The following is a 15,080-nucleotide window of genomic DNA, read 5'->3' as shown; positions in this document are numbered from 1 at the left end:
TGGCTCTGGCTCTGGCTCTGGCTCTGGCTCTGGCTCTGGCTCTGGCTCTGGCTCTGCAGATGATAGTTCTTGAGCGAGCAAGTCAAGTGCTTCTTCTTGCTCAATAACTTCGACCTCTTCGCCAAGCAAAGCACTGAAGTAATCATCAAGTGCTTGTTCACTGGAAAGTACGTCGTTATTACTCATCGAACGCTAGCCTCTCCAAGTAAATTAGCAGTTGCTTGTATGCAAACACGCCACGGCTACCAGAAGCAAAATGCGATGCTGGCAGGTGCTTCAAGCTTGCATCACGGAATTTCGTGTCAATCGGTACCGCTGAGGTCCACACCTGATTCGGATAATCCTTTTTCAGCTGTGTTAACGTCTGCAACGAAGCTTTCGTGCGCTTATCGTACATAGTCGGCACGATAGTCACTTTGAACCCGCCCGGACGAGACTTTTGCATGATGGTTAACGTGCGAATCATGCGCTCTAAACCTTTCATGGCCAAAAATTCAGTCTGTACCGGAATTAAAATGCGATCACTCGCTGCTAGTGCGTTCACCATCATCACACCAAGAATTGGCGGACAGTCGATCAGCACATAATCATAATCTTGAGCAACGGCTTGTAGAGCTCGCTTTAAGATCAACCCCATTCCGCTGCGGTTGCCCATTACACGGTCGAGCGTGGCTAATGACATGTGCGCAGGGATAATGTCCATGCCGTCAAGATCCGTTTCTACGATCAACGGTTTTACCGTCTCACGAGTAAACGTCTTGAGCTGAAAAAGGTCGAACAAGCTCGACGTCACAGCATCAGGATCATAACCAAGGTACGTGGTCAGTGACGCATGTGGGTCCGTATCCACCATTAAGACACGATGGCCTTTTTGGCTTAATAGGCCTGCTAACGTCACTGTTGATGTCGTTTTGCCTACCCCACCTTTTTGGTTTGCTACACTCCAAACGATCATGATTTTTCCTACGCTAAGCCGACTTCGACCAGCATGCGCTCAGCAATACGGTCGAGAGGTAAATCTTCAGTGGATATACCCGCTTTCGCAACCGCTTGAGGCATGCCGTAGACGACGCAGCTTTCTTCGTCTTGAGCCCAAATAGTTGAGCCAGCCGATTTCAGCATACGCGCACCTTCACGACCATCAGCACCCATGCCAGTCAGTACCATCGACAAGACTTTGTCGCCGTAGACTTTTGCCGCCGAGCCAAACGTTACGTCAACACAAGGTTTGTAGTTCATACGGTCGCCACCATCAATAATACGAAGACGAGCAGCACCAGCACGACCATCAACCATCATCTGTTTGCCGCCTGGGGCAAGATAAGCAACGCCAGCTTGCAACACATCACCATCTTGCGCTTCTTTCACTTGGATTTTGCATAGCGTGTTTAGACGACTCGCAAACGCCGCGGTAAAAGTCGCTGGCATATGTTGAATAAGCACGATTGGGTGCGGATAGTTTACAGGTAAGCGAGTTAGAATTTTTTGCAGCGCAACAGGGCCACCGGTTGAAGTGCCAATAACCGTTAACTGATACTTCTTACCCGACGCGCGGAATTTCGCAGCCATAGAGCGACTTGGTGCAGATGCCATTGGCGTAGCTGAACGAGATGCTAAAGGACGTGTTGTCGAATTAGCCGTTGTCGCCGCTGGTTTCGCAATAGGACGGCGCATAAACGCACGCTTGGAAGCAATTTGGATCACTCGTTGTTGGAGCAGCGATACCGCTTCATCGCGATTACGTGCGATGTCTTCGAATTTCTTCGGTAAGAAATCCAACGCACCAGCGTCTAGTGCATCAAGTGTCGCTCTCGCCCCATCATGCGTCAGGGACGAAAACATCAGGATTGGCGTAGGAGACGCAGCCATGATTTCACGAACGGCAGTAATACCGTCCATGACTGGCATTTCAATATCCATCGTGATGACGTCAGGTTTGAGAGATTTGGCTTTTTCTACCGCTTCTCTGCCGTTAACCGCAACGTCAATCACTTCTAGGCGCGATTCTGAGTTGATGATTTCGCTTACGCGACGACGGAAAAAACTCGAATCATCAACGACTAGTACTTTAATCGCCATTTTATTCCTTTTATAAACCCCAGCTTCGCTTAAATGCGTGAAGCCGCAGCATATTGCTTAAGTAGGTCTGGCACATCAAGAATCAATGCGATGTGGCCATCACTCGTGATAGTCGCACCTGCCATACCTGGTGTGCCTTGCAATAGATTGTCTAATGGCTTGATAACCACTTCTTCTTGGCCGATAAGCGTATCCACCACGAAACCAACTCGTTGGCTGCCGATCTGTACGATAACAACATGACCGTGCCCCGTACGCTCTTGCACTCGTGGAGACTTAGAAGCCAACCAGTTCTGCAAGTAAAACAGTGGAATAGATTTATCACGTACGATGATCGTCAGCTGGCCATCTACCACATTCGTGCGGCTAAGATCTAAGTGGAAGATCTCGTTAACAGAAGCCAGAGGTAGTGCAAATGGGTGACCGCCAACGCCAACCATTAGCGTCGGTAGAATTGCCAATGTAAGCGGTACTTTGATCGTAATCTTCGTACCCTTACCTAATTCAGAGTCAATATCGATAGAGCCGTTTAGTGTATTGATCGCGGTTTTTACCACGTCCATACCAACACCACGACCTGAGATATCAGAAATCTTATCTTTGCTTGAGAAACCAGGAGCAAAGATCAAATTGAAACACTCTTTGTCAGACAGGCGCGCTGCCGCATCTTCGTCCATCATGCCGCGTTTCACGGCGATACCACGAAGTTTGTTCGGATCCATACCACCGCCATCATCAACGATAGCCAGTTCGATATGATCGCCTTCTTGTGACGCAGATAGGATAACTTTACCAGTACGAGATTTACCTGCTTTCGCGCGGTCGTCTGGCATTTCAATGCCGTGGTCAACCGAGTTACGCACCAAGTGGATCAATGGATCCGCTAGCGCCTCTACTAGGTTTTTATCTAGGTCGGTTTCTTCACCGCGCATTTCAAGCACGATGTCTTTATTTAGGTTACGCGCCAAGTCGCGAACAACGCGTGGGAAACGGCCAAATACTTTCTTGATTGGCTGCATGCGCGTTTTCATCACTGCACCTTGAAGGTCAGCAGTCACGACGTCTAGGTTTGCTACCGCTTTCGACATTTCTTCGTCGTTGCTGTTCAAACCCAGGCTTAGTAGACGGTTACGCACCAATACAAGCTCACCAACCATGTTCATGATGGTGTCTAGCGTCGAAGTATCAACACGTACTGTCGCTTCTGCTTGTGGCTTCTTAACCGCTGGCGCTTTCGCTTCTTCTTTTACCGCAACCGGTTTTACTTCTGGCTTAGGAGCAGAAGCAGGTGCAGGAGAAGGCGCAGCCGCTACTGGAACTGGTTGAGGAGCTGGAGCGGGTTCCGCTTTTGGCGTTTCTGGAACAACGTTTGCTGATGCAGGCTTAGTCGCAAAATCGAGCTCTTCAAGAGAAGGACCTTTGCCTGAACCATGCAATTCGTCGAGGAGTTTTTCAAACTCTTCATCCGTCATCAAATCGCTGTCGTTCGAAAATGCAGAGCCGGCTGGCGCAGCAGGTTCTGCCGCTTTTGGCGGCTCAACTGGAGCAATTTCAGAAGCAGATGGGCTCTTACCAACACCATGTAGCTCGTCGAGTAACCTCTCGAACTCATCGTCAGTAATATCACCGCTATCGGTTGCCGGAGCATTCGATTGAGTAGGCGTTGCAGGAACAGCCGGTACAGGCGTTAATGCACCTGGTGCTGAGCCTTTGCCGTGCAGTTCATCAAGCAGTTTCTCGAACTCGTCTTGAGTAATTTCATCCACGGACCCAACACTCACTGGAGCTGTGCTTGCTTCTACTGGCGCAGCAGGCTGCTCGATAGCAGGTTCAGGAATCTCTGGCGTTACAACGGGTGCTTCTGCGACCGTAACAACCTCGTCTTCTGACTCTGGTTTGCACAAACGGTGAAGCTCTTCCAACAATGCTGGATCTGCCGCATCTAGTGGCTCACGATCTTGCACCGCTTGGAATTGCGTATTGACTGTATCCAGCGCTTTTAACATGGTGTCCATCAAGCTTGGCGATACAGAACGCTGACCGTTTCTTAACACGTCAAACACGTTCTCAGCACCGTGACAAGTGTCAACCAGCTCTGCTAATGATAGGAAACCAGCACCACCTTTTACGGTGTGGAAGCCGCGGAAAATCGCGTTTAGGAGATCTTTGTCTTCTGGGTTATTTTCCAGTTCAACCAGCTGCTCAGACAGCAGCTCTAGGATTTCTCCAGCCTCAATGAGAAAGTCCTGAAGAATATCTTCGTCTAAATCGTAGCTCATACGTTACCTTTAAAATCCAAGACTGGACAACAAATCGTCGACTTCGTCCTGCGATGAAACCGCATCTTCCCTAAGTTCCGGATTCAGAATAGGGCCTTCAGCTTCGCTTGATTGTTTAATCTTTTTATCTGACGGTTCTGGCAAAACTTGAGTCTGTTCTTCTGGTTTATTTGCAGAAAAGACGGTCAAGATCTCAACCAAGCGATCTTCCACTTCATTAGAAAGCGTGATCACACGGCGAATAATTTGACCCGTTAAGTCTTGGAAGTCCTGTGCCATAAGAATTTCGGTCAGTTGACCGCGCAACTCAGTACTGTCACCTTCGACTTGAACTAATAGTTCATCGATACGGTGACAAAGTGTTTTGAAATCGCTTAATTCAATGCGTCCGTGCATGAGTTCGTTCCACTGAGGTCGAACTTGTTGAAGGCACTCATGCAGGTTATCAGCGATAGGTAAACAGCACTCAACCGCATCCATCGTTTTGTTTGCTGCCAGTTCAGTTTTATCAATCACATATTGCAGACGGTCTCTTGCATCCGGTATCTCGGCTTTTGCAATTTCTGTCATGCGCTGATCGAGGTTGAACTGCTTAAGTGAATCATGAAGGTCACGGGTTAATGTTCCGATTTCTTTAAGCATCGGATTCCCGTCGCCTTCATATATCGAGGCAACAAGCGTGTTAGCTTGGTCCTGTTCCCCGTTTTCTAGCATCTGAACGAGCGACTTCGCCTGCTCTAGTGAGATCATCCTGAATAGACCCTTTTTTACGTTTAGTGCTTTCTTTTGCTTTTTTGAGCGTCAACCGAGCCACCCTTTTGTATTAGGTATTAGGAGTGATGACTCGAGTAACAAAGAAAAAGAGAGAGTTATAAACGTTCGAAAATTTTATCTAATTTTTCTTTTAGTGTTGCAGCGGTAAATGGCTTAACGATATAGCCGTTAACGCCTGCTTGTGCTGCTTCAATGATCTGCTCACGTTTAGCTTCTGCTGTGATCATAAGAACAGGAAGGTGCTTTAATTCTGCATCTGCACGGATGTGTTTAAGCAAGTCGATGCCTTGCATACCTGGCATATTCCAGTCAGTTACAACAAAATCGAAGTCACCTTTTTTCAGCATTGGTAATGCAGTTAAACCGTCGTCCGCTTCTTGAGTGTTATTGAAACCCAAGTCACGAAGCAGGTTTTTAACAATACGGCGCATTGTTGAGAAATCGTCAACAATAAGGATCTTCATGTTTTTATTCAAAATTGCCTCCACTGAATCGTAAAATCAGTGTGTTTAGTCATTTTGTGTCCACGCACTGAGCTTGGTGCGTAAACGTTGCATCGCTTGACTCAGTATTTGGCTTACGCGAGATTCGCTTACGCCCAACACATCGCCAATCTCTTTCAAATTGAGTTCTTCGTCATAATAAAGCGAAAGTACCAAAGCTTCACGCTCCGGAAGCTGTTTTATTGATTCAACCAGTGCTTTTCGAAACGATTCATCAGCTACGCCCTTAAATGGGTTGCTGTCATCGGTTTCGTCCGCTGGTGAAATCACGTCATCAGAAACACCTAAATCTTCGATACCCACTAACCTTGAACAATTTATGTCGGTCAACGCACTGTGGTATTGATCTAGTGTCATACCAAGATGCGCTGCGACTTCAGAGTCAGACGGGTCGCGATTTAAGATGCCTTCCAGCTCCGCTACCGCTTGGTTAATTTCACGATTATTTTTATGAACAGAACGAGGTACCCAGTCGCCTTTGCGAATGTCATCTAACATTGCACCGCGAATACGGATACCTGCATAAGTTTCAAAGCTCGCACCTTTAGAACCATCATAATTCTGCTGAGCTTCGATAAGACCGATCATGCCGGCCTGAATTAAATCCTCTACCTGAACACTCGGCGGTAAACGGCCTAACAGGTGATGAGCAATACGCTTGACCAACACAGAATAACGTTCAATGAACGCCTGCTGGCTATTAAACTTGCCATGTTGGTCGTAGGTAATCGCTTTATTCACCAAAAGGGTCCTCTGTGAATTCAGTACGATTTAGCAACCTTTCAACAAAGAACTCTAGGTGTCCACTTGGTGTTTTCGGCAGTGGCCACGTTAGTGCTTTGTTCGCTAATGAGCTGATTGCTAAAGCCGCTGGAGAACGAGGGAATGCATCCACAACGATCTTTTGTCGTTTAACGGCTTGTCGAACTTTGTCATCCAATGGAATACATGCTACGAGTTCAAGGCTGACATTCAAGAAGCGCTCTGTGACTAGCGTCAACTTTGCGAATAATTCTCTGCCTTCACGGTAGCTTCTGACCATATTTGCAACAACTTTGAAGCGTTGGACCTGGTGTTCTTTACTCAACAACTTGATTAATGCGTAGGCATCTGTAATAGAAGTCGGCTCGTCGCAGACAACAACCACAACATCTTGAGCTGCTCGTGAAAAACTAATCACCATGTCAGAAATGCCCGCTGCTGTATCAATCAGCAGTACGTCCATTTCTTCTTCAAGACTACCAAATGCACGGATGAGTCCAGCATGTTGAGCAGGAGATAGCTCGGTCATGCTTTGTGTGCCAGAAGTTGCAGGGACTATCTTTATACCATAAGGGCCTTCAACAATCGCATCTTTTAGCTCACATTCACCCGCAAGGACATGCCCAAGGTTACGTTTTGAACGGATTCCGAGCATAACGTCAACATTGGCTAGACCTAGGTCAGCATCGAGAACCATCACCTTCTTGCCTTGGCGAGCCATACAGATCGCCAGACCCAGTGTTACGTTTGATTTACCCACACCACCTTTGCCGCCAGTAACAGCAATTACTTTAGTCAATGATGGTTGTGTTAAGCGACGGAGGCCGCTTGCTTGATCGTGTATCATATTCTCAGTCATAGTAGTCCGCCGCCCTAGAGTCCTTCGCTGTCACTGTTCCAAAAGTGAGGTTCGTTCTCTGTCGACTTCTCTAACAGTTCATTTGCTTTCGCAATCATGTATTTTGGTTGTGCTATCACAATGTCTTCTGGCACGCGCTGACCATTGGCGATGTATGCCACTGGCATCGCATTCTGAATCACGACGCTGATAAATTCACCCAAGCTCAATGATTCATCAAGCTTAGTCAAAATACAGCCCGACAGCGGAATGCGTCGGAAATGATCCAGTGTTTCTTGCAAAACCCGACGTTGAGCGGTAGCTGGCAAAACAAGGTAGCTGTGAATCACTTCACCGCTCTCTTGCATCAGGGTATCAAGCTGTTCAGAGAGCCTTACATCTCGCTGCCCCATCCCTGCCGTATCGACCAAAATCAGTCTTCTGTTTCGTAGCTGATATATAACATCGGCTAACTCGTTAGAATCTTTAGCAACTCTTACGGGACAACCCATAATTCTTCCGTAAATTGAGAGCTGCTCATGTGCACCTATGCGATATGTATCTGTTGTCACAAGGGCTACGTTATCGGCACCAAACTCCATCGCCGCACGTGCTGCCAGCTTCGCAACGGTTGTGGTTTTACCCACTCCTGTCGGGCCAAGCAGTGCAACCACGCCACCACGCTTTAAAATGTCTTGTTTTGGAATCGTGATTTGATCTGCAACAAGAGAAAGCAGTGCTTTCCACGCTCGCGCTGGTTTAGTGTCTTCTGGGATATAGCATGCCATTTGATCCGCAAGCTCCGGGGACACACCCATTCGCTCTAAACGTTTGATCAGCATGGCTCTTAGAGGCTCACGGCGCTCAACTTCTTGCCACATCAAACCAGAGACTTGGTGCTCAAGCAGACGACGAATTGATGTCATCTCTTCTCGCATGTTCTCCAGCTCATCCGCTGCGTCTTCACGCTCATCCGAAGGACGGCGGCGATCGTAGCGGGTTGGGTCCAACTTTGGCGTCGGACGCTCAAAACGGCTGTCTTGAGCAATCAACTTCGCCAAGGGCGAGTCTGGTTGGTAAGGCGCAGGCTTTTCTTGGTTATAGCTTTCACGATGCTTATTTTGGCGTTGCAACAATGCCGATAGCGAATCTTCATTTTCCGCTACGTGGTCATCTGACTCAGCGGCACCGCCACTGTATTGCTTGAGCATGTTCGCGAAACGTTTTGTCATCGAGCCTGATTTTTCATTGTTCGCGTTTAGGCTGATTCTGTCTTCATCTAAACGGCGATCTTGATAACGCTCAGACGCAGATGATGACATTTGACGAGGTTCGCTATAACGATTCGATTGAGCTGCGCTGCGATTAGGAAGCGACTGCGCTTGCGAAGACGGTGCCGCATTGGACTCACCATCTATTGCCGCAACGATCTCGACACCGCCCGCCACTTTCTTATTCGACATGATCACCGCTTCGGCACCAAGTTCTTCTTTCACTTGGAGCAGCGCCGTTCGCATGTCTTTGGCAAAAAATCGTTTAATCTTCAAACTATGAATCCATTAATGATGCGCGGGATCAGTTACCCACGGCTTGCACAATTCTGATCTGTTTCTCGTCCGGTATTTCTTGGTAAGACAGTACGCGGAGGTTAGGTATTGTGTTCTTAACAAACTTCGCCAGTGTGGAACGCAATACGCCAGACGTCAGCAGAACCGCAGGCTCACCTTTCAGTTCTTGCTCTTGTGTCGCTTGGCTCAAGGAGGACTGAAGTCGCTCGGCTAACCCCGGTTCTATGCCCGCAGATTCGCCCCCTGATGCCTGCATGGTTTGATGCAATATTTGTTCCAGTTCAGGAATGAGTGTTATCACCGGCAACTCTGGTTCTATACCATTGATTTCCTGAACAATTAGTCGCTTCAGGCTAATGCGCACCGCTGCCGTTAAAATGTCAGGTTCTTGACTCTTACTCGAGTACTCGGCCAACGTCTGCACTATGGTTCTGATATCGCGAATAGGGATGGCTTCGTTAAGTAGGTTTTGTAGCACTTTGACCACCACACCTAATTGCAGTTGATCAGGGACGAAGTTCTCCACCAACTTAGGTGCGCTACGACCAAGCATTTCCAATAGGTTCTGTACTTCTTCATGACCAATCAGCTGTGATGCGTTGTTGGTGAGTAGTTGACTTAGGTGCGTCGCCAATACAGTTGAAGAATCAACAACGGTATAACCAAGAGCTTGTGCATGTTCACGTTGCTCTTCACGAATCCAAACCGCTTCAAGACCGAACGCTGGGTCCATGGTTGGTTCGCCTTCAATCATGCCGTAAACCTGGCCAGGGTTAATAGCCAGTTCTTGGTCGGGACGAATCTCGGCCTCACCAACAGCAACGCCCATCAAGGTAATACGATAGCTGTTTGGGGTCAGTTCTAGGTTGTCGCGGATATGAACCGCAGGAATAAGGAAACCGAAGTCTTGAGAGAGCTTTTTACGCACGCCTTTCACACGTTCAAGCAGTTCGCCTCCTTGGTCTCGGTCCACCAATGGGATCAAACGGTAGCCCACTTCCAGACCGATGATATCGACTGGTTGTACATCATCCCATGACAATTCGCGTTGAGAAATGGGTTCGCTGCCATCTTCCGCTTTGGCGGGTAAGGCCGGTTCTTTGGCTTTTTGTTTTTGCTTCTTATCAAGCCAGTAAGCAGCACCACCAGCAACAGCGGCTAATGACAAGAACGAGAAATGTGGCATACCCGGCACGATACCCATCACACCAAGAATGGCAGCGGTGATCATGAGGGCTTTCGGATTGTCGAACATCTGGAAAATCAGCTGTTCACCCATGTCTTCATCAGTATTTTGACGCGTTACCATCATCGCTGCAGCGATAGACAGTAGCAACGATGGAATTTGTGCCACCAGGCCGTCACCAATGGTCAGGAGCGTGTAGATTTGCATCGCTTCAGAGAAGCCCAAACCATACTGTGCCATACCAATCGACAAACCGCCGATGATATTGATGAACAGGATTAAGATACCGGCAATCGCATCGCCTTTAACAAACTTAGACGCACCATCCATTGAACCGTAGAAGTCGGCTTCTTTGGTCACTTCAAAACGGCGTATGCGTGCTTGGTCTTGGTCAATCAAACCGGCGTTCAAGTCTGCATCGATCGCCATCTGCTTACCCGGTAAGGCATCCAGTGTGAAGCGAGCACTTACCTCAGAAATACGACCCGCACCTTTGGTGACCACCATAAAGTTAATGATCATCAAGATTAGGAATACGACCAAACCCACGGCGTAGTTACCGCCAATCACAACGTTACCAAATGCTTCGATTACGTTACCAGCGGCGTTGCCCCCTTCATGACCGTAAAGAAGTACCACACGCGTAGACGCCACGTTCAATGCAAGGCGCAATAAGGTTGCAATAAGCAGTACAGTTGGGAATGCAGCAAAGTCGAGTGGACGACGTGTGTAAACGGTCACTAACAACACCACCATGGCTAAGGCGATGTTAAAGGTGAAGAATAAATCCAGCAGGAACGCAGGAATAGGCAAAACCACCATCGCAAGGGTGGCCAGTACCATAACAGGCGCACCAATGGCAGGCATGGAACGCTGTGGGATCTTTGGCAATTTATCTGCAAATGGCAGGCTTAACTTCATACTGCGAGGTGTCTCAATCGGTCTGGAGCATCACGTAACTGAAAGCAGTAATTAAACGCTTATAATGAGTACTACGCGACGGCTTTAGCCTAAAAGTTTAGGTATTGTTGTTGATTAACGCGTTATAAGCAATGTGTGTACCATGATTAACGCCAAAATAATGACTAATCGCTCAAAGAAATCACAATCCTTTGATCTAATGCGAATTTTTGTCTACTTCACCCATGCAATTATTTTCATTAGTGGCGATGTTCCGATGGGATTGGCAAATCGTAATCTTGGATCTTAGGTCGCTGACCGCCACGTTTACGATATTGCTTAAGCTGGAACACAAATGCGAGAACTTGTGCAACGGCAGTAAACAGTCCGTCGGGTATTTCTTGTTCTAATTCGGTGGTGTGATAAAGCGCACGCGCCAGTGGTGGAGCGGGTACAATGGTAATGTCATGTTCACGCGCCACTTCTCGGATTTTCATCGCCATGTGGTCAGTACCTTTGGCAATCACCACAGGCGCACGGTCCGTTTTCTGCTTATAGCGCAGTGCTACCGAAAAGTGCTCAGGGTTGGTAATGATAACGTCCGCTTGCGGGACATCCGCCATCATTCGACGCTGTGCGGCTTCCCTTTGCAACATGCGAATACGCCCTTTTACCTCTGGCTTGCCTTCGGTCTCCTTGTATTCGTCTTTAATCTCTTGTTTGGTCATCTTAAGTTGATCGGCATGCTGCCAGATCTGAAAGGGAATATCGATCGCGACCACAATTAACAACGAACAACTGATAAGCAAAATGAAGTTGAGTAGGATATCCAAAGCATGGAAGATGTTTTGCGGATACACATCCATACTGAGTTGAATCAAGTCCGCTTGTGAGGCTTGAATGAGGTATATTGCCATCCCCGTAACAAGTGCGACTTTCAGGATGGACTTGATAAGCTCCACCCAACTCTGCATACCAACCATACGTTTTAAACCGCTAAGCGGGTTCATTTTGGACAGTTTTGGCATTGCCGCTTCAGCAGAAAAACTGATGCCCCCGACCCCTGCGGCTCCAATCATGGCAGCAACAAACAAGGTGATGAGAATCAAAAACAGTGGAAACAGCAAATCTGTCATCGCGCCAAACGCAATATCAAACAACTTTGCAGTATCAAAGATCTCTTCTCGCTTGAGATCAAATAAACGGCTCATGATAGAAAACAGTGAACGTGCTAAAGCATCACCAAACCACATTAAGGCGATCGCGCCCACAATCAGCACAGAGGCGGATGCGAGCTCTTTAGATCGAGCAACTTGCCCCTTCTCTCTGGCTTGTTGTAACCGTCGGGGGGTGGCTTCTTCGGTGCGTTCTTGACCGTCTGACTCTGCCAATCCAGCCTCCTAGCAATTCAAGCGAATGAGGTTACAAATCTGCTCCTCACCCACAGCCCAGAACAATTCATAATGGCTGTATAAACCCGCCAGAATGTACCAACAAAGCAGCAAGCCCACCATCAAAGCGAATGCAAAACCGAGTGAGAAAATATTCAACTGCGGTGCAGCACGCGTCATTACACCAAATGATAAGTTGATGGTAAGCAATGCGATGATGCCAGATAAAGACATACTCAATGCCGTTTTAAACATGATGCCTAGCCAACTCGCCATCTCATAGAAGTCGACGCTTCCTAATGAGCCAGAACCAATTGGCAAGGTTTTAAAACTGAACACTACCAGCTGCAGCATTTTTAAGTGCCCATCGGTAGCAAGGAAGAACATAGTTGCCAAGAACATAAAGAGCTGACCAAGCAGTGGCGTGTTCTGCCCATTCGCAGGGTCAACCATGGAGGCAAAACCCAAGCTCGATTGCATACCGAGGATCTGACCAAGCAGAACAAAGGTTTGGATCATAAATTGAGTCACCATGCCCATGGCAACGCCAATAATGATTTGCTCAGCGATGGTCATGAAACCACGGAAAGAGAGCAATTCAATGTCTTGTGGCACAGCGGGAATAGCAGGCGCAACCGCGAAGGTGATCGCTAAGCCAAGGTATAAGCGAATTCGAGGCGAGACGAAGCGTGCCCCGGTTACCGTCATCACCATCAACATGGCAGAGATACGGGTATAGGGCCAGAAGTAGTTTGCGATCCAGTCGAGGACGATATGAGTTGGATACTCCATACGCGCCTCTAGTAGAGCACCTGTGGTAAGCGTTCTATCAGGCCGTAGAAGTATTCCATCAGCATTTGCGTCATCCAGTGGCCGAACAACATCAGAGCCAACAAAGTGACAATCAAACGCGGCAAGAAACTCAGCGTCTGTTCGTTGATGGAGGTTGCCGCTTGGAAAATCGCCACGACTAGACCAATCAGCAAGCTGGGGATAATGATGGCACACACCATGATCAGCACCATCCAAAGTGCCTCACGGAAAAGCTCGACAAACATTTCTGGAGTCATGTCTTACCCTCTTCTCTCTGTGGCCAATCTAAAGGGCAAAACTGCCGGCAAGTGTCGACAATATCAAGTTCCACCCATCCACCAGTACAAACAGCATCAGCTTAAATGGCAGCGATACGATCATTGGCGATAGCATCATCATACCCATTGCCATCAAAACAGAAGCAACAACCAGGTCGATGATCAAAAACGGTAAGAACAGCATAAAGCCGATCTGGAATGCCGTCTTAAGTTCAGAGGTAATGAAAGCTGGGATCAAGACCGCCATCGAGACATCTTCTGGGTTGGTCACTTCTTCACCTGACATGGTCACGAAGGTTTCCAAATCTTTGATGCGAGTTTGTTTGAGCATAAAAGCTTTCATCGGCGCTTGTGCAGCGTCGAAGGCTTCACGAGCCGTCACTTGCTCATTCAAATAGGGTTGAACCGCTTGATCGTTAATCTCATTCAAGACAGGCGACATGATAAAGAAAGTCAGGAAGAGCGCGATACCGATGATGACTTGGTTAGAAGGCGTTTGTTGTAGACCCATGGCTTGTCGCAGAATCGACATCACCACCACAATACGGGTAAACGACGTCATCAAAATCACCATCGCTGGCAAGAAGCCAAGCATGGTCATTAAGGCAAGAATCTGTAACGTCACTGAATAGTCTTCACTGCCGTCGGCGTTGGTCGTCATGGTAAAGGCAGGAATACCGCCACCATTACCCACCGACATACTGCGGCTTGAGCCTGACTCACCCTCCATTGCCTTAACCGTCACACTGTCGCCCTGCGCTAGATTGGCAGGCAATGATGATTCCTCTGCTTGTGCAAAAGAAAGCGAAGAAAACAGCACGCCAATTAGCAACATAAAGGTGCTCAACATCAGGCGGATTGAATTATCCTTTGTCATGTTTTTTTATCAGTTGGCTAAATTGACTAGCAAATGCGCTGGTCGCCAACGCTTCCTCTTTCAATGGCGTTTCAAGCTTGGCCAAGGTTTGGATAGATTGACTTGTAATGCCAACCAAGAACTGTTCTTCACCAACCTGAACAACCGCAATGCGCTCTTTGGTGCCGACTGGTAACTGACTGACAATACGCAGCCCTTTCTGTTGCCCCATCGCTGGAACTTGCATGCGTTTTAGCAACCAAGCCAGTAATAAAATCACACCAATCACAAGCACTAAAGAACCTAACGTGGTTGCTAAATCTAGACTCGTTGGCGCGGCTGCAAATGCATAAGGAGCACTCAGCATTAAGCCGAGTGCTCCTGTAATTTGCTTCAATCGCGTTTTGATTGAACTGCTCATATTAGCGCAGCTTTTTAATGCGTTCAGTTTGGCTGATCACGTCGGTCAGACGAATACCAAACTTGTCATTGACGACAACGACTTCACCATGAGCAATCAAAGTACCGTTAACCAATACATCTAATGACTCACCAGCTAGACGGTCAAGTTCCACAACCGAACCTTGGTTCAATTGCAGCAGGTTACGGATACTGATTTGCGAGCGACCCACTTCCATCGAAATGGTCACTGGAATATCCATAATGGTATCGAGTTTACGACGCTCGTCCTCCGTAATTGGAGCAGAAGTATCTTTCAACTCTTCCAGTGGCGCTGCCAATATCTCATCAACATCGATTGAAGGTGCAGACGGGTCTTCGCCAAGAGCGGCTGCCCATTCGTCTGCTAGCTTTTGATCGTCACTTGGTTCCATTTTTCTGTCCTGTGTTAAGC

The 15,080-nt window shown here is 47.8% G+C and carries 15 protein-coding genes and 1 pseudogene; all 16 read right to left on the bottom strand.

Annotated features, from left to right (window positions below; translation table 11 throughout):
* Positions 1-186, bottom strand: a pseudogene (locus VJL_RS25480) (chemotaxis protein CheW); the annotation flags it as partial.
* Positions 179-955, bottom strand: a complete 777-nt coding sequence (locus tag VJL_RS25475; RefSeq protein WP_038882139.1) for a ParA family protein — start codon at positions 953-955, stop codon at positions 179-181. The pseudogene VJL_RS25480 and the gene VJL_RS25475, both read right to left, overlap by 8 nt.
* Before the next feature lie 8 nt (positions 956-963).
* On the bottom strand, positions 964-2,079 hold the full coding sequence (locus VJL_RS25470) for a protein-glutamate methylesterase/protein-glutamine glutaminase (RefSeq protein WP_038882138.1): 1,116 nt from the start codon (positions 2,077-2,079) through the stop codon (positions 964-966).
* 29 nt (positions 2,080-2,108) lie between these two features.
* The gene (locus tag VJL_RS25465) at positions 2,109-4,358 is read right to left on the bottom strand and encodes a chemotaxis protein CheA (RefSeq protein ID WP_038882137.1); all 2,250 of its coding nucleotides are present in this window, start codon (positions 4,356-4,358) and stop codon (positions 2,109-2,111) included.
* Between the two features lie 9 nt (positions 4,359-4,367).
* A complete protein-coding gene (locus VJL_RS25460) occupies positions 4,368-5,108 on the bottom strand; it encodes a protein phosphatase CheZ (RefSeq protein WP_038872065.1) in 741 nt (246 codons plus the stop codon).
* Positions 5,109-5,227: 119 nt separating this feature from the next.
* Positions 5,228-5,596 carry a chemotaxis response regulator CheY gene (cheY, locus tag VJL_RS25455; protein ID WP_017635949.1) on the bottom strand — a complete coding sequence of 123 codons (369 nt, stop codon included), beginning with the start codon at positions 5,594-5,596 and terminating at the stop codon, positions 5,228-5,230.
* A 45-nt stretch (positions 5,597-5,641) separates the two neighbouring features.
* A complete protein-coding gene (locus VJL_RS25450; protein ID WP_038882136.1) occupies positions 5,642-6,376 on the bottom strand; it encodes an RNA polymerase sigma factor FliA in 735 nt (244 codons plus the stop codon).
* Entirely contained in the window at positions 6,369-7,256 is an 888-nt protein-coding gene (locus tag VJL_RS25445; protein ID WP_038882135.1) for a MinD/ParA family protein, read from the bottom strand. The genes VJL_RS25450 and VJL_RS25445 overlap by 8 nt, the downstream gene beginning before the upstream one ends.
* A 14-nt stretch (positions 7,257-7,270) precedes the next feature.
* Positions 7,271-8,782 carry a flagellar biosynthesis GTPase FlhF gene (flhF, locus tag VJL_RS25440; RefSeq protein WP_038882133.1) on the bottom strand — a complete coding sequence of 504 codons (1,512 nt, stop codon included), beginning with the start codon at positions 8,780-8,782 and terminating at the stop codon, positions 7,271-7,273.
* A gap of 28 nt (positions 8,783-8,810) precedes the next feature.
* Complete coding sequence (flhA, locus tag VJL_RS25435; protein WP_038872072.1) at positions 8,811-10,910, bottom strand: flagellar biosynthesis protein FlhA; 2,100 nt, start codon at positions 10,908-10,910, stop codon at positions 8,811-8,813.
* 239 nt (positions 10,911-11,149) lie between these two features.
* Positions 11,150-12,280 (bottom strand): flagellar biosynthesis protein FlhB, encoded by a 1,131-nt coding sequence (gene flhB, locus VJL_RS25430; protein ID WP_038882131.1) that lies wholly within the window; start codon positions 12,278-12,280, stop codon positions 11,150-11,152.
* Between the two features lie 9 nt (positions 12,281-12,289).
* Positions 12,290-13,072 carry a flagellar biosynthetic protein FliR gene (gene fliR, locus VJL_RS25425; protein WP_038872076.1) on the bottom strand — a complete coding sequence of 261 codons (783 nt, stop codon included), beginning with the start codon at positions 13,070-13,072 and terminating at the stop codon, positions 12,290-12,292.
* Between the two features lie 8 nt (positions 13,073-13,080).
* Positions 13,081-13,350 (bottom strand): flagellar biosynthesis protein FliQ, encoded by a 270-nt coding sequence (gene fliQ, locus VJL_RS25420; protein ID WP_005380488.1) that lies wholly within the window; start codon positions 13,348-13,350, stop codon positions 13,081-13,083.
* 28 nt (positions 13,351-13,378) lie between these two features.
* Positions 13,379-14,248 carry a flagellar type III secretion system pore protein FliP gene (gene fliP, locus VJL_RS25415; protein WP_038872079.1) on the bottom strand — a complete coding sequence of 290 codons (870 nt, stop codon included), beginning with the start codon at positions 14,246-14,248 and terminating at the stop codon, positions 13,379-13,381.
* Complete coding sequence (gene fliO, locus VJL_RS25410) at positions 14,235-14,648, bottom strand: flagellar biosynthetic protein FliO (RefSeq protein ID WP_038872081.1); 414 nt, start codon at positions 14,646-14,648, stop codon at positions 14,235-14,237. The genes fliP and fliO overlap by 14 nt, the downstream gene beginning before the upstream one ends.
* Before the next feature lies 1 nt (position 14,649).
* Positions 14,650-15,060 carry a flagellar motor switch protein FliN gene (fliN, locus tag VJL_RS25405; protein ID WP_005438697.1) on the bottom strand — a complete coding sequence of 137 codons (411 nt, stop codon included), beginning with the start codon at positions 15,058-15,060 and terminating at the stop codon, positions 14,650-14,652.
* Positions 15,061-15,080: the final 20 nt, after the last annotated feature.

The sequence above is a fragment of the Vibrio jasicida CAIM 1864 = LMG 25398 genome (assembly GCF_000400365.1).
Taxonomy (GTDB): Bacteria; Pseudomonadota; Gammaproteobacteria; order Enterobacterales; family Vibrionaceae; genus Vibrio; species Vibrio jasicida.
Note: the sequence above shows the minus strand (reverse complement) of the source record. Positions and strands in the feature narration are given on the sequence as shown.

Coding starts and splice junctions, on each gene's coding strand:
- VJL_RS25475 (WP_038882139.1), bottom strand. CDS start 955: ATGATCGTTTGGAGTGTAGCAAACCAAAAAGGTGGGGTAGGCAAAACG.
- VJL_RS25470 (WP_038882138.1), bottom strand. CDS start 2,079: ATGGCGATTAAAGTACTAGTCGTTGATGATTCGAGTTTTTTCCGTCGT.
- VJL_RS25465 (WP_038882137.1), bottom strand. CDS start 4,358: ATGAGCTACGATTTAGACGAAGATATTCTTCAGGACTTTCTCATTGAG.
- VJL_RS25460 (WP_038872065.1), bottom strand. CDS start 5,108: ATGATCTCACTAGAGCAGGCGAAGTCGCTCGTTCAGATGCTAGAAAAC.
- cheY (WP_017635949.1), bottom strand. CDS start 5,596: ATGAAGATCCTTATTGTTGACGATTTCTCAACAATGCGCCGTATTGTT.
- VJL_RS25445 (WP_038882135.1), bottom strand. CDS start 7,256: ATGACTGAGAATATGATACACGATCAAGCAAGCGGCCTCCGTCGCTTA.
- flhA (WP_038872072.1), bottom strand. CDS start 10,910: ATGAAGTTAAGCCTGCCATTTGCAGATAAATTGCCAAAGATCCCACAG.
- fliR (WP_038872076.1), bottom strand. CDS start 13,072: ATGGAGTATCCAACTCATATCGTCCTCGACTGGATCGCAAACTACTTC.
- fliQ (WP_005380488.1), bottom strand. CDS start 13,350: ATGACTCCAGAAATGTTTGTCGAGCTTTTCCGTGAGGCACTTTGGATG.
- fliP (WP_038872079.1), bottom strand. CDS start 14,248: ATGACAAAGGATAATTCAATCCGCCTGATGTTGAGCACCTTTATGTTG.
- fliO (WP_038872081.1), bottom strand. CDS start 14,648: ATGAGCAGTTCAATCAAAACGCGATTGAAGCAAATTACAGGAGCACTC.
- fliN (WP_005438697.1), bottom strand. CDS start 15,060: ATGGAACCAAGTGACGATCAAAAGCTAGCAGACGAATGGGCAGCCGCT.